A 13,379-nucleotide genomic window follows, 5' to 3' on the forward strand; every position below is an offset into this window, starting at 1 on the left:
GAAGTTCCACGCCGCAGGTCGCACTGCCTGTCCGACTTCCGACTTGGACGGATCGTGGTCAGGAGTCCGATTGAAGGGGGCTTGCGGCGAACAGCTCCTCCAGCCAACCGGGGACCGCGTCGGCGTACTCGGCACGGGACTCGTCGACGGTGTCCAGGGCTCGCCGCCAGGACAGCGACCGGCTCACCGGCCCCAGGCCGATCGCGAGGTCGGCGGCCTCGACGAGGGTTCGGCGGTCGTACCGGTCGGTCCACGCCTCCAGGTAGGCGTCGCGCAGCCGCGCCAACCCCGAGTCGTCGGCCGCCAGCTTCTTCGCGTGCCGGATGGACCGCAAAGTCACCAGCAGCGTGCCGAACGGGTGCGCCACGGAGGCGTCGCCCCAGTCGAAGTAGCGGTAGCCGTCCGGGCCCGCGAAGACGTTGCCGTCGTGCAGGTCGTCGTGCTGCACCGTTGCCGGGATGCCGATGTCGGCGAGCCGGCGGCACCGCTCGGCGTACGACGGCAGCTCCGCCCGCAGCCGCTCGTGCAGGTCGGGGCTGAGCCCGCCCTCGGCACCGATCAGCAGCGACCCGCGATCGTCGAGCAGCTCGGCGAGGAGCCCGGCCAACACCTCGGGGCGGTGGTCCGGCACGCCCAGTGCGACCAGTTCGTCGGCGCGCGGCGCGGTGGTCAGTTGGAGCGCCGCGTACCCGGGCAGTGCCCGCTCCCAGTGCGCCAGATCGGGGTCGCGCGCCAGCACGTCGCGCAACGACTCGCCGCCGTCGGGCAGCAGCGACCAGCCCTGCTCCGGGTCCACCGCGATCGGTGTCAGCACCCGTTCCGGTGTCAGCTCGGCGAGCGTCGCGATCAGGGCGGCCTCGTGCACGGTGCCGGGGTTGTTGGCCTTGAACCAGACCGGGCCGTCGTCGGTGGGCACCCGCCAGACCAGGGACCACGGGCGCACCCGAGGCTCCACCAGACCCGTCACCCGCCGGCCGGCCTGGCTCAACCTCGTGTCGACCCAGGACCGGGCCCGCACCTGCCACTGCTCACTGGACCAGTCGGGGGCACGCTCACCGGCGATCGTCGTCACGCTGGGCACCCTAGGCGGCCCTCCCGGGCCGGGGCGAGGCGTTTTCCGGTGTCAGACCAGCTCGACGATGGTGGCGTTGGCCATTCCGCCGCCCTCGCACATGGTCTGCAGGCCGTAGCGGATCCCGTTGTCCCGCATGTGCTGGAGCATCGTGGTCATGATCCGGGCACCGGAGCCGCCGAGCGGGTGACCGAGGGCGATCGCCCCACCACGCGGGTTGAGCCGCTCCGGGTCCGCCTCGGTCTCGGCCAGCCAGGCCAGCGGCACCGGGGCGAACGCCTCGTTCACCTCGTACACACCGATCTCCTCGATGCCCAGCCCCGCGCGGCGCAGCGCCTTCGCGGTGGCCGGGATGGGGGCGGTGAGCATGGTGACCGGGTCGTCGGCGGCGACCACGGCGGTGTGGATCCGGGCAAGCGGCCGAAGGCCGTGCCGGCTGGCCCACTCGGAGGTCGTCACCGCGAGGGCCGCGGCGCCGTCGGAGATCTGGGACGCGGACCCGGCGGTCACCACGCCGTCGGCACGGAACGGCGTGGCCAGCTCCCCGAGCTTGGCCAGGGTCGTGTCCCGGCGGATGCCCTCATCGGCGGCGAACTTGCCACCATCGCCGAGTGGCACCGGCGTGAGCTCCGGGTCGAACGCGCCAGCGTCCTGTGCGGCGGCCGCCTTCTCGTGGCTGGCCAGCGCGAACTCGTCGAGCTGGGTGCGCGAAAGGCGCCACCGCCGGGCGATCAGCTCGGCACCGACGCCCTGGTTGAACGGCAGTGGCGCGTCGTCGGCGAAGCCCTCGACACCCCGGTAACGGTCCCGGAGCTGGTCGCTGAACGGCATGCCGCCGGCCACACTGGAGCCCATCGGCACCCGGGTCATCGACTCCACCCCACCGGCGACCACCAGGTCGGCCTGGCCGGAGAGCACCGTCGCGGCGGCGAAGTGCAGTGCCTGCTGGCTGGAGCCGCACTGCCGGTCCAGCGTCGTGCCGGGGACCGTCTCGGGCCAGCCGGCGGCGAGCACGCCGTTGCGGGCGATGTTCCACGACTGCTCGCCGACCTGGGACACGCAGCCCCAGAAGACGTCGTCGACCTGCGCCGGGTCGAGCCCGGTGCGCTCGGCGAGGGCGCGCAGCACGTGCGCCGAGAGATCGACCGGGTGGACGCCGGCGAGGCTGCCCTTGCGCCGCCCGACCGGGGTACGTACCGCGCCGACGATGACCGCGTCACTCATGTTTACTCCCCGGTAACTTGGGCTGTCCCGATCCTACGTCGTTCCCGGACCGACCGTCCGGCCCCACCATCACGAGATGCCGGAATCCGACGGCCGCTGGCATGCTGGGCGGGTGGATGAGATCACCGGGGCCCGGCAGTGGCGAGTGCCGTCGAGTCTGCCAGCGGCGAAGCTGGCCGGCGCCGTCCTGCTCGTCGCCCTCGGGCTGCTCTTCGCCGACGGCGACCCGGTCCGCCTGGTGGTGGCCGTCCTGGCCGCGGTCACGGTGGCCGTCTGGGCGGTACGCGACCTGGTCGTGCCCGTCCGGTTGGCGGTGGACCCGGCCGGGCTCACCGTCATCCACGGGTTCGCGGGCCGGCGGCTGCTGCCCTGGTCGACGGTCGAGGCGATCACCGTCGACCGTCGGCCACGGTTGGGGCTGACCAGCGAGACCCTGGAGATCGACGCGGGCAACTCGCTGCACCTCTTCGGCCGCTACGACCTGGGAGCCACGCCAGAAGAGGTCGCCGTCGCACTGCGTGTCGCCCGCCCGAACCCCTGAGCTGTCAGCCGAGCAGTTGGGCGGTCCGGAAGAGCACGAGCGCGAGCAGGACCACCAGGATGATCGCCGCGCCGGCGACCTGCACCAACGTTCGCCGGCCACGCGGCGCGTACGCGAGCACCAACGCCATCAACGCGCCGACGACCAGCCCACCGAGGTGCCCGGGGATCGAGATGCCCGGCACCGCCAGCGTGAACACCAGGTTGATCACCAGGATCGGGATGATCCGGGAGATGTCCCGACCCAGCTTGCGTTCGATGATGATCAGTGCGGCGAAGAGACCGAACACGGCCGTCGACGCCCCGACGGTGGCGGCCCGCGGGCTGCTGAACAGATAGGCGGCCACGTTGCCGCCCAGACCGGCGATCAGGTAGAGCGCGGCGAAACGGACCCGCCCGAGGTTGGCCTCCAGCGACCGACCGAGCACCCACAACGCCCACATGTTGAGCAGCAGGTGCAGCACGCCGTAGTGCAGGAACATCGCGGTGACCAGCCTGTACCACTGGCCCTCGGCGATCCCACCGAGCGTGTAGTCGGACAGGTACGCCCGGCCGAGCACCGCACCCCACTCGGTCAGCGGCGTGCTGCCACCCATGAGGCCGCCGAAACCGGAGCCCCCCATCGCCGCGTCCCCACCCCGAGCCGAGGCGATGGAGAGCAGCAGGAGCAGCGCGTTCACCGCGATCAGGGTCTTCGTGACATAGCCGTGCCGGCCGGCCGTACCACCACCGAAGGCGGTACGCGCCGGCCGGACACTGCGACGACCCTCGTTGACGCACTCCGGGCACTGGTGCCCGACCGACGCATCGCGCATGCAGTCCGGACAGATCGGCCGGTCGCAGCGGCTGCATCGGACATAGGTCTCCCGGCCGGGATGCCGGTAGCAGACCGGGGTGGTCGGCGGAGACTCGCTCACCGGGCCGACCCTCCGTCCACCGCCGCGCGAACCACCGGCGCAGGCCGGTGCGGTGCTCCGGAGCGCTCAATCATGCGAGCAAAGGTACCTCGCCCGTTGGTCAGGAAGCAGACCGCTCGATCTCGACCCGCTCGATGACGACGTCCTGGAGCGGACGGTCGCTCGGGCCGGTCGGGGTGCTGGCGATCGAGTCGACGACCTTCACCGACTGCTCGTCGGCGACCTGCCCGAAGATGGTGTGCCGGTTGTTGAGGTGCGGCGTCGGCGACACGGTGATGAAGAACTGCGAACCGTTGGTGCCCGGTCCGGCGTTCGCCATCGCCAGCAGGTACGGCCGGTCGAAGCGCAGCTCCGGGTGGAACTCGTCCGCGAACTTGTAGCCCGGTCCGCCCCGGCCGGTGCCGGTCGGGTCGCCCATCTGGACCATGAATCCGCTGATCACGCGGTGCGAGATGGTGCCGTCGTAGTACGGCCCACTGCCCGGCTGACCGGTGCGCGGGTCGGTGTACTCCCGGTTGCCCTCAGCCAGGTCGATGAAGTTGCGGACCGTCTTCGGCGCGTGGTTCGGGAAGAGCTCCAGCCGGATCGGGCCAGCGTTGGTGTGCAGGGTGGCGTAGACAGCCTCGGCCACGGGTACTCCTCACTTGTTGGTCAGTTCCATGCGGATCCTCCCATGTGCCCGATCTGGCATCGCGGAGGCATCCGAAGGTGGAGGATGACGAAGGAACAACTCCCAGGAGGTAGGACCGTGTTTGGATTCGGGCGGCGTAAGTCCCAGGGGCAGCTGGCCAAGGCCGAGCTGAACCAGAGCATCAGCCACCTGATGCAGGCAGCCAACCACGCAGCCAAGGGCGCTGGCGCAACCGTCGGTCCGCGGGTCCAGGTGGCCCGGGGCTACGTGGCACCGACCGCGGTGAAGGTGCGCGACCGCGCGTCGACCGGCTGGGGGACGACACTCACCACGCTGGCACCGCTGGCCGCGGCGGCCCGTGACGGCGCCGCGCAGGCAGGGCCGCTGACCAGGAAGGCCAAGTCGAAGACCATGCGGATCACCGGTAAGAAGAAGCAGCCGCGCCGTCGCGGCTCGATGATGACCGGCCTGTTGGCAGCGGGTGTCGTCGCCGGCGTGGCCGGCGCGGTGGCCATGCGCCGTCGCCGCGAGCAGCAGGAGTGGGCCGAGTACGACCCGACCCGCACCTTGGAGCCGATGCGCGACGAGGTCGACTCGATCGAGGTGCGCACGCCGCCCGCCACCAAGGGGACCGACGGGTCCGCGATGACCGGCGGATCCGCCATGACCGGTACTGCGGGGATGACGGGTGCGGCGGGGATGACGGGTGCCGGCAGCTCGGCGGTGGCCGGCGGCAGCAGCGCCAGCACCGCCGGCACGGCCAAGCAGACCAGCGTCCGGCCGACCGACAAGGTCCCCTCGGTCGCCGAGGGTGCCACGGACGTCTCCGGCCGGCCGACCGACGACCTCACCAAGGCACTGGGCAAGGACACGGCCCGCACCAACGGCCGTCGCTGACCCAGCGACAACGCATCGAGCGCCGGCGCAGCGGGGTCACCCCCGCTCGCCGGCGCTGTCGCGTGCCAGCGCTCGACGTGCGCTCCGCGTGAGCGGCGGTCAGGCGGCAGAGCGGGGTGCTTCCACCCCGGGCGGTCTAGAGCCAGCCGTTGCGGCGGAACCAGCGGTAGAGGGCCAGCGAGATGCCGAGCATGATGGCCAGGACCACCGGGTAGCCGTACGTCATCTTCAGCTCGGGCATGTTGTCGAAGTTCATCCCGTAGATACCGGCGATGGCGGTCCACACGGCGGCGATCGCCGCCCAGGCGGCGATCTTGCGCATGTCGTTGTTCTGGTCGACGGTGACCTGGGCCAGCCGCGCCTGGAGGATCGAGTTCAGCAGGTCGTCGTAGGAGTTGACCTGCTCCACGGTGCGGCTCAGGTGGTCCTGCACGTCCCGGAAGTAGCGGCGGATCTCCTTGGGCACGTCCCGGTTGACCTGGGAGGTCAGCGTCATCAGCGGCCGCTGCAGCGGCACCACCGCCCGCTTGAACTCCACCAGCTCCCGCTTCATCTGATAGATCCGCTGGATCCGCCCATGGCTGTGGCGGTCGAAGACCTCGGCCTCCAGCACGTCCAGGTCGTCCTCGAGTTGGTCGGCCACCTCCAGGTAGAGGTCGACCACCCGGTCGGTCACCCCGTACGCCACCGCCCACGGGCCGTGCAGCAGCAGATCCTCCTTGGTCTCCAGGTCGGCGCGGATCGGGGCGAGCCGGCAGGCGTCCCCGTGCCGGACGCTGATCACGAAGTTCGGGCCGATGAAGAGCATCACCTGCCCGGTCTCCACGACCTCGGAGTTCTCGGTCAGCTCGGCGTGCTCGCAGTACCTCGCGGTACGCAGCACCAGGAAGACGACATCGCCGAACCGCTCCAGCTTGGGGCGCTGCTCCGCCTTGACGGCGTCCTCGACGGCGAGTTCGTGCAGACCGTAGGTCTCCGCGATGGCGGTCATCTCGGCCAGCTCAGGTTGGTGCAGACCGAGCCAGACGAAGCCGTGCTCCTCGCGGCGGGCCGCCGCCAGGGCGTCCGCGTACGTCCACTCGCCGGGTTGCCGCTTGCCGTCGACGTACAGCGCGCAGTCGACCACCGAGCTGCGGTCGGTGCCGGTCGGGGTCGGCACGGGCGGCGAGCCGTCGGCGTTGAGGATCCGGGTCATCGCCCGGACCGGGGAGGGCCAGGCCCGAGGTCGCAACACCCGACCGGGGGTGGACGACGCCGTCCGGTCCCGCTCTGTGCGATCCGTCATCGCGTCACCTCCCACGCTCGGCTGCGGCTTGCAGGCTACGCCGACTGCGGTCGAGGACATGTGTGACGGCGGTCGCGTGGGGGTGGTGCCGGGTGGGCCGGGCCGCATCGGGGGGTGTGCGGGGACGACACGGCCCACCCGACACCGGTGGGGGCGGGAGGTTGTGCTGCCGCGTCGTCCGAGATGGGGGGCCGGCCCGGAGGCCGAGCGGTGATCTCCGCTACATCACGGGCGACGCTCGCAGCATTGTGGGCCGCCGGCCGCCCCGGACGGGAGTCCCGGGACGGCCAGCATCGTCGTTCTGTCAGGAACCCGACAGTTGGCTCAGGCGCGGACGGCCTCGACGGCCTCCGCGAGGCGACGGACGCCCTCGTCGATCCGGTCGGCGGTCACCGCCGAGAAGGCCAACCGGAGGGCGTGCTGCCCGCCGTCCAGCACGAAGTCGCTGCCCTTGACCACGGCGACCCCACGCTCGGCGGCAGCCGGAGCGAGCCGGTCGACCAGCACGTCCTCCGGGAACTCCACCCAGAGGAAGTAGCCGCCGTCGGGCTCCACGAAGCGCGCCTGCGGCAGGTGCCGGCGCAACGACTCGGCGAGCACCTGGGCCCGCTCACCCAGCGCCGCGCGGACCGTCTCGATCGAACGGTCGATGTCACCGGAGACGCAGAACTGGTGCACGATCGCCTGCGACACCATGCCGGGCGAGATGTAGAGGCTGGTCGCGTTCTTGGCGATGTCGGCGATCAGGTCCGCCGGGCCGACCAGATAACCGACCCGGACACCCGGGCAGACCGTCTTGGTGAAGCTCGACGCGTGCACCACCACGTTGCGGGTGTCCAGCGAGAGCATCGACGGCAGCGCCTCGCCACGGAAGCGGATGTCCGCGTACGGGTCGTCCTCGAAGATCGTGAACTCGTACTCGGCGGCCAGGTCGAGCAACTCCCGACGCTTCCCTTCCGAGAGCGTCATGCCCGCCGGGTTCTGGTAGTTCGGGATCACGTGCGCGAGCCGGGGTCGGACCCCCGACTCCAGCAGCTTGCGCAGCTCGGCAGTGTCCAGGCCGTCCGGCTGGACCGAGATGCCGTGCAGCTCGCTGCCCATCCGCTGGAGGTTGAGCAGCGTCCGGTCGTACGTCGGGCGTTCCACCACCACCGCGTCGCCCGGGCGGACCAGGTGGTCGAAGAGGAACGCGTCGGCCTGAAGCGACCCGTTGGTGACCAGCACCTGGTTGGCTTCCACACCGTGCTTCTCGGCGATCCACTTTCGCAGCGGAAGGTAGCCGACGGAGGTGCCGTACGCCGTGACCCCCGCAGGGTCGGCGTCGAAGGCGCGGACGGCGGCGGCCTTGAGCCCCTCGACATCGACGATGTCCAGCGAGGGAGCCCCACGGGCAAAGGAGATCAACTGCTCGGCGGTCATGGATGTTGAGCGTACGGGCGGCGGTGGGGGACGCGCGGACGGCACGGCGATGTCCGCATCCTGAGCCACCGGGACGGGTGACCCGACTCCACCGGTCGGCGACAGATCAGACCGGAAGGGCGAGCGCGTCGTGGTGCGCCGCCCGGGAAAGTCCCTCCAACTGCACGCCTAGCGCATCGAGGAGCTGGCTCCAGTCGAAGTAGGAGCGCCAGGCGGTGATCCGACCCTTGCGGGCCCGGACCACGTCGGCCACCTCCCAGCTCACCAGCCGGCCGGTGGGAGCGACGGTGCCGTACGGCGAATGCAGCGTGCCGGTGTGGGTGCCGGTCAGACGCAGCTCGACGGCGGCGCCACCGCCGGTGCGAACCGCGCCCAGCGGGTCGATCCGCAGGTCCGGGAAGGCGCCCGTCCAGGTGCGCAGGAGTGCGGGCAGCTCGATCGGACGGACCGTCACGCCCGGCATGGAGTAGAACGCCTCCGGGGCGTACAGATCCGGTAGACGGGCCACGTCCCGACGCAGGAGCATGGCGTACTGCTGCTCGACCAGCCGCTCCGCGTCGCGCATCGGGACCTCCCCCGCGGGCCACGGCATCTCCGCGCCCGCGAGGAATCCCTACCCGTCTATCCGGGCACGCACACCTGCGCGGGCCGAGATTCCGGCCCCGCCCCGGTCAGGTCGTGGAGACGGCGGCCTGATCCTCCGCCCACACCCGCATGATGTCCCGCACGGAGATCACCCCGGCCACCTCCCGACCGTCCAGCACCACCAGGTGCCGGAACCCGCCCCGGGCCATCGCCGCGGCGGCCTCGGCCACCGTCCACTCCGGCCCCGCGTAGACCACGTCCCAGGTCAGGTGGGCGCCGGTGCGTTCCACGTCACAGTCCAGGCCGGCGCCGATTGCCTTCAACACGTCGCGTTCGGTCATGATCCCGACGCCCTCGGAGTCCGGATCGATCACGACCGCCGACCCGACACCGCGGGCCGACATCATCCGGGCCGCCTGGCGGAGCGTGTGCTCCGGACCGACGACGAGGACCTGGCTGGACATCGCATCCCGTACCTGCATCACACATCACTCCCTTGGGACGGTGGCATCCGGTACCGACATGGTCGTCCGTGGATGTTTCCGGGACAAGACCGAGCCTCGGCGCAACAGCGGACGCTCGCTACTGTCGAGCGGTGTCCACCGAGCCCCTGCGCTGCGCCGGCGCGCTGATCGTCGACCACGACGGCCGCATCTTCTTCCAGCGCCGCTCACCCCAACGGCGCCTCTTCCCCAACTGCTGGGACATCGTCGGCGGCCACCTGGACCCCGGCGAGGACATCGACGAGGCGTTGCGCCGGGAGATCACCGAGGAGACCGGCTGGGTCCTCTCGCACGTCCTCGGCCAGGTGGGCGAGTACCACTACGTCGGCGACGACGGCCTGGCCCGCATCGAGTACGACTTCCTGGTCCGCGTCGACGGCGACCTCGACCGCCCGAGGTTGGAGGCCGGCAAGCACACCGAATACCGCTGGCTGGCCGAGGACGAGGTGACAGTGCTGGACGAGCACCGCCACGTCAACGACGGGCTGATCCGGCGGATCGCGGAAGAGGGCTTCGCCGTCCTGCGGTCGATCGGTCTGTGAACACCGTCGAGCTGGCGCCGCACCGGTTCGCCGGGCTGCTCGCCCCGGCCGTGGACCGGGCCTTCCGCGCCGGCATGCTGGCCGGCCGCGACGGTGGCGGAGCCGTTCTGTCCCAGCGGTACGGAGGAGTGGCGGCGACCGGCTTCCTGGTCGACCTGCGCACCCGACTGGCGGCACCCGGTGGCACTGTCGACGGGCCCGGGTTCGCGGCGATCACCCGTTACCAGGACCCGGTCGTCTGCCGGCGGACGGTGGACAAGCAGGTCGCGTACGGGATGCTCCACCGCGGCCCGGACGGCACACTCTCCGCCACCGAACGGGGAGCGGCCTTCCTCACCGAGCTGTACCAGGTGCACGCCGAGGTCACCGAGGAACTGTGGGCCGGGCACGGCGACCGGGTGTCACGGCTGGTGGCAGCCCTCGGCCGGCTGCTGTCGTACGCCCTGGTGCTGGCCGACGAGGCCGGTGACCGCGGCGGCTCCGCCTTCACCGCGATGGCGCCCCCGCACGAGCCGGACGGCATCCCGTCGGGCGTGCTGCTGCTCAACCGGCTCGGCACGCTGCGATACCACCGGGCCGACGCGCACGCCGCAGCCTGGGAGGCCGCCGGGCACACCGCATCGAGCATCGCCGCCCTGCCGGCCGGCCCCGAGCGGACCGCCATCGAGCTGGAGACCGACCGACGGGCAGCCGGCCCGTACGCCGCTCTCGGCGCGGAGGAGCGACTGACGATGCTCGCCGACCTGGCGGCGTTGCCCGGCTGACCCGGTTGACCAGAGCGGCCCGACCAAGCGGCGCTATCCTCCAGCGATGACGGGGAGCAGGACGAGGGAGGATGTCGCGATGATCGGAATGGTGCTCGCGGCCGGAGCGGGACGCCGGCTGCGCCCGTACACCGACACCCTGCCCAAGGCGTTGGTGCCGGTGGACGGCGAGACCACGATCCTGGACATCGCGCTGGGCAACCTCGCCGAGGTCGGGCTCACCGACGTCGTGATCGTGGTCGGCTACGCGGCGGACGCGGTCCGCGAGCGGCAGGCCGACCTGGAGAAGCGGTACGGGGTGACGATCACCCTGGTGCACAACGACAAGGCCGAGGAGTGGAACAACGCCTACTCGCTCTGGCTGGCCCGGGAATACTTCGCGCGCGGGGTGCTGCTGGTCAACGGGGACACCGTGCACCCGGTGAGCGTGGAGAAGACCCTGCTCGCCGAGCGTGGCCCGGGCATCCTGCTCGCCGTGGACACCCTCAAGCCGCTGGCCGAGGAGGAGATGAAGACGACCTTCGACGCCGCCGGTCAGCTCACCCGGATCACCAAGATCATGGACCCGGGCGAGGCGTACGGGGAGTACATCGGCGCCACGCTCATCGAGCCGCAGGTCGCCGACGCCCTCGCCGACGCGCTGGAGGCGACCTGGCGACGGGACCCGAACCTCTACTACGAGGACGGCTACCAGGAGTTCTCCGACCGGGGCGGGGAGGTGCGGGCGGCGCCGATCGGTGACGTCCCGTGGGTCGAGGTCGACAACCACGCCGACCTGGCCCGCGCGCGGGAGATCGCGTGCCGCTACTAGCTCGGAGCGTCCTCACCCCGCTGCACATCGACGTGCGACGCGGGGCGGTCGCCGACCTGGGCGCGATCCTGGCCGACGGGCGGATCTCCTCCGGGGGCGACGTCGCGGTGGTGGTCGGCCCCGGTCAGGGCGCCCAGATCGCGGAGCTGATCCGACCGTCGCTGCGCTCCGCGGACGTCTTCACCGTCTCCGGCGGGACGCTGGACGCCGCCGACGACCTGGGCGGCAAACTCCGCGCCCGGTCGTACGACGCGGTCGTCGGCATCGGCGGCGGCAAGACCATCGACGTGGCCAAGTACGCGGCCACCCGTCGGGGCCTCCCGATGGTGTCGGTGGCGACCAGCCTCGCCAACGACGGGATCGCCTCCCCGGTGGCCAGCCTGATCACCGACGGGATCAAGGGCTCCTACGGGGTCCACATCCCGATCGGGGTGATCGTCGACCTGGACTTCGTGGAGAGCGGCCCGGACCGGCACAACCGGGCCGGCATCGGCGACGTGATCAGCAACATCAGCGCGCTGGCCGACTGGGAGCTGTCCCGGCAGGTACGCGGTGAACCGGTCGACGGGCTGGCCGCCTCGCTCTCCCGAGCGGGCGCCGAGGCGGTGCTCAACCACCCGGGCGACATGAGCGACGACGCCTTCGTGATCGTCCTCGCCGAGGCGTTGATCTCCAGCGGCCTGGCGATGGCTGTCGACGGCACCAGCCGTCCGTGCAGCGGCGGCTGCCACGAGATCATGCACGCGGTCGACTCACTCTTCCCCGGCACCGCCTCACACGGCGAGCTGGCCGGGCTGGGCGCGCTGTTCTGCACCTGGCTGCGCGGGGACCTGCGCCGGTTCGGGGAGATGTCGGCCTGCCTCGCCCGACACGGTCTGCCCCGGCTCCCCGCCGAGGTGGCGCTCACCGACGACCAGTTCGTCGAGGCGGTGCAGTTCGCGCCGCGTACCCGGCCGGACCGCTACACCATCCTGGAGCACCTGGCGCTGTCGCCTACCGAGACGCGGGAGCGGCTGGCAGACTACGCCGGTGCAATCCGCGACCAGCTTGGCTGACCCCCGTCCCACCGTCGCCGACTTCCACCGGGTGAACCGGGGCGGCGGCCTGTTCAGCGAGTCGATCAGCCAGTGGCTGGGGGCCGTCTTCGCGTTGGTCGCCCAGCGGCTCGGGTTGCGCCCCACGGCGTTGACCATCAGCAACCTTGTGCTCGGGCTGGCCACCTCGGTCACCGTCGTGGCGCTCGCCGGCCCGGTCGCCGACGGCGACGTACCGGCCTGGGCGGTCGGCCTGCTCGCCCTGATCGGCTGGCAGGTGGCATACTCCCTGGACTGCGCCGACGGGCAGCTGGCCCGGGTGACCGGCCAGGGCAGCGCGGCCGGCGCCCGGATCGACATCCTCTGCGACGTGGCCGCGCAGATCGCCCTGGTGGCCGCGCTCGCCGCGACCGCCGTGGCGCAGGAACCCTCCACCCCGACCTGGCTGGTGGCGACCTTCGCGGGCACCTGGATGGTCAACCTGGTCACCTCGGTGATGCAGGCCGGCCCGAACGCCGCCAGCATGGTCACCTCGACCTCGCTGCCGGTCCGCCTGGTGAAGCTGATCCGCGACTACGGCGCGGTGATCTTCGTGGCCGCTCTGGTGCTGGCCGTGGCCCCCGCGCTGGTGCTCTGGGTGATGGTCGCGTTCACCATCGTCAACGGCGGCTTCCTGCTGGCGAGCATCGCCTTCTCCGCCCGCGCCTCCCTGCGCTGACCGCCACCGCCCAGAACCCGTCCGCACGCGCCACCCGCGCCACCCGCGCCGCTCGCCCGCACAGGCGCGCCGCTCGCGCCGTTGGCCCGCTCGCCCGCACGTCGCACGCCCGCACGCCCGCACGCCCGCACGCCCGCACGCCGCACGCCGCACGCCGGCACGCCGCACGCCGCACGCCCGCACGCCGCACGCCGCACGCCGCACGCCGCAAGATCCACCCAACTTCCCCGAAGTTGCTGCCTCGGACTCGCGTGACACCCCAACATCCCTGATGTTGCGCGGATCTTGCCGGCAGATCCGCCCGCTTCTACGGTGCGGCGCGGTGCGGCGGGGTGGGGTGCGGCGGGGTGCGGCGCAGCGCGGCGCGGTGCGGCGGGGTGCGACCCGGCGCGGGTCCCAAGATCGTGCGGAAGCGTCAGGTGCAGGAGCGTCAGGTG

General features: G+C 71.7%; 15 protein-coding genes. 7 read left to right on the top strand and 8 right to left on the bottom strand.

Annotation, left to right across the window (positions count from 1 at the left end; all coding sequences use genetic code 11):
- Positions 1-58 precede the first annotated feature (58 nt).
- Both AC3CF1_RS18885 and AC3CF1_RS18890 read right to left on the bottom strand, forming a co-directional pair.
- Positions 59-1,072, bottom strand: coding sequence for a phosphotransferase (locus tag AC3CF1_RS18885; protein ID WP_488450954.1), 1,014 nt, complete (start codon positions 1,070-1,072; stop codon positions 59-61).
- A gap of 51 nt (positions 1,073-1,123) precedes the next feature.
- Complete coding sequence (locus AC3CF1_RS18890) at positions 1,124-2,296, bottom strand: thiolase family protein (RefSeq protein ID WP_088950694.1); 1,173 nt, start codon at positions 2,294-2,296, stop codon at positions 1,124-1,126.
- A gap of 76 nt (positions 2,297-2,372) precedes the next feature.
- Between AC3CF1_RS18890 and AC3CF1_RS18895 the strand changes: the two genes are divergently transcribed.
- Positions 2,373-2,837, top strand: coding sequence for a PH domain-containing protein (locus AC3CF1_RS18895; RefSeq protein ID WP_488450955.1), 465 nt, complete (start codon positions 2,373-2,375; stop codon positions 2,835-2,837).
- 4 nt (positions 2,838-2,841) lie between these two features.
- Here AC3CF1_RS18895 and AC3CF1_RS18900 read toward each other — a convergent pair whose 3' ends face one another.
- Positions 2,842-3,753: a rhomboid family intramembrane serine protease gene (locus tag AC3CF1_RS18900; RefSeq protein WP_141911823.1), complete on the bottom strand. Its 912-nt coding sequence runs from the start codon at positions 3,751-3,753 to the stop codon at positions 2,842-2,844.
- 100 nt (positions 3,754-3,853) lie between these two features.
- A complete protein-coding gene (locus AC3CF1_RS18905) occupies positions 3,854-4,384 on the bottom strand; it encodes a peptidylprolyl isomerase (protein WP_088950697.1) in 531 nt (176 codons plus the stop codon).
- Positions 4,385-4,468: 84 nt separating this feature from the next.
- On the opposite strand from AC3CF1_RS18905, the gene AC3CF1_RS18910 reads away from it, so the two are divergent.
- The gene (locus AC3CF1_RS18910; protein WP_488450956.1) at positions 4,469-5,281 is read left to right on the top strand and encodes a hypothetical protein; all 813 of its coding nucleotides are present in this window, start codon (positions 4,469-4,471) and stop codon (positions 5,279-5,281) included.
- A 136-nt stretch (positions 5,282-5,417) separates the two neighbouring features.
- On the opposite strand, the gene corA is transcribed toward AC3CF1_RS18910, so the two are convergent.
- The 4 genes from corA to AC3CF1_RS18930 all read right to left on the bottom strand — a co-directional run bounded on the left by corA (position 5,418) and on the right by AC3CF1_RS18930 (position 9,052).
- Positions 5,418-6,566, bottom strand: coding sequence for a magnesium/cobalt transporter CorA (corA, locus tag AC3CF1_RS18915; RefSeq protein WP_328368984.1), 1,149 nt, complete (start codon positions 6,564-6,566; stop codon positions 5,418-5,420).
- A gap of 324 nt (positions 6,567-6,890) precedes the next feature.
- Entirely contained in the window at positions 6,891-7,985 is a 1,095-nt protein-coding gene (locus AC3CF1_RS18920) for an aminotransferase-like domain-containing protein (protein ID WP_088950700.1), read from the bottom strand.
- Positions 7,986-8,091: 106 nt separating this feature from the next.
- Positions 8,092-8,550, bottom strand: a complete 459-nt coding sequence (locus AC3CF1_RS18925; protein ID WP_354983289.1) for an ester cyclase — start codon at positions 8,548-8,550, stop codon at positions 8,092-8,094.
- A 106-nt stretch (positions 8,551-8,656) separates the two neighbouring features.
- Positions 8,657-9,052, bottom strand: a complete 396-nt coding sequence (locus tag AC3CF1_RS18930; RefSeq protein WP_088950701.1) for a CBS domain-containing protein — start codon at positions 9,050-9,052, stop codon at positions 8,657-8,659.
- A gap of 113 nt (positions 9,053-9,165) precedes the next feature.
- On the opposite strand from AC3CF1_RS18930, the gene AC3CF1_RS18935 reads away from it, so the two are divergent.
- The 5 genes from AC3CF1_RS18935 to AC3CF1_RS18955 all read left to right on the top strand — a co-directional run bounded on the left by AC3CF1_RS18935 (position 9,166) and on the right by AC3CF1_RS18955 (position 12,942).
- Positions 9,166-9,615, top strand: a complete 450-nt coding sequence (locus AC3CF1_RS18935; protein WP_210791631.1) for an NUDIX hydrolase — start codon at positions 9,166-9,168, stop codon at positions 9,613-9,615.
- Positions 9,612-10,379, top strand: a complete 768-nt coding sequence (locus AC3CF1_RS18940) for a hypothetical protein (protein WP_488450957.1) — start codon at positions 9,612-9,614, stop codon at positions 10,377-10,379. Before AC3CF1_RS18935 ends, AC3CF1_RS18940 begins: the two co-directional genes overlap by 4 nt.
- 79 nt (positions 10,380-10,458) lie before the next feature.
- Entirely contained in the window at positions 10,459-11,190 is a 732-nt protein-coding gene (locus AC3CF1_RS18945) for a phosphocholine cytidylyltransferase family protein (RefSeq protein ID WP_088950704.1), read from the top strand.
- Entirely contained in the window at positions 11,178-12,245 is a 1,068-nt protein-coding gene (locus AC3CF1_RS18950; protein WP_124854039.1) for an iron-containing alcohol dehydrogenase family protein, read from the top strand. Before AC3CF1_RS18945 ends, AC3CF1_RS18950 begins: the two co-directional genes overlap by 13 nt.
- Positions 12,220-12,942, top strand: coding sequence for a CDP-alcohol phosphatidyltransferase family protein (locus tag AC3CF1_RS18955; protein ID WP_354983286.1), 723 nt, complete (start codon positions 12,220-12,222; stop codon positions 12,940-12,942). The genes AC3CF1_RS18950 and AC3CF1_RS18955 overlap by 26 nt, the downstream gene beginning before the upstream one ends.
- Positions 12,943-13,379: the final 437 nt, after the last annotated feature.

The organism is Micromonospora sp. MGP-C2, from assembly GCF_057766525.1.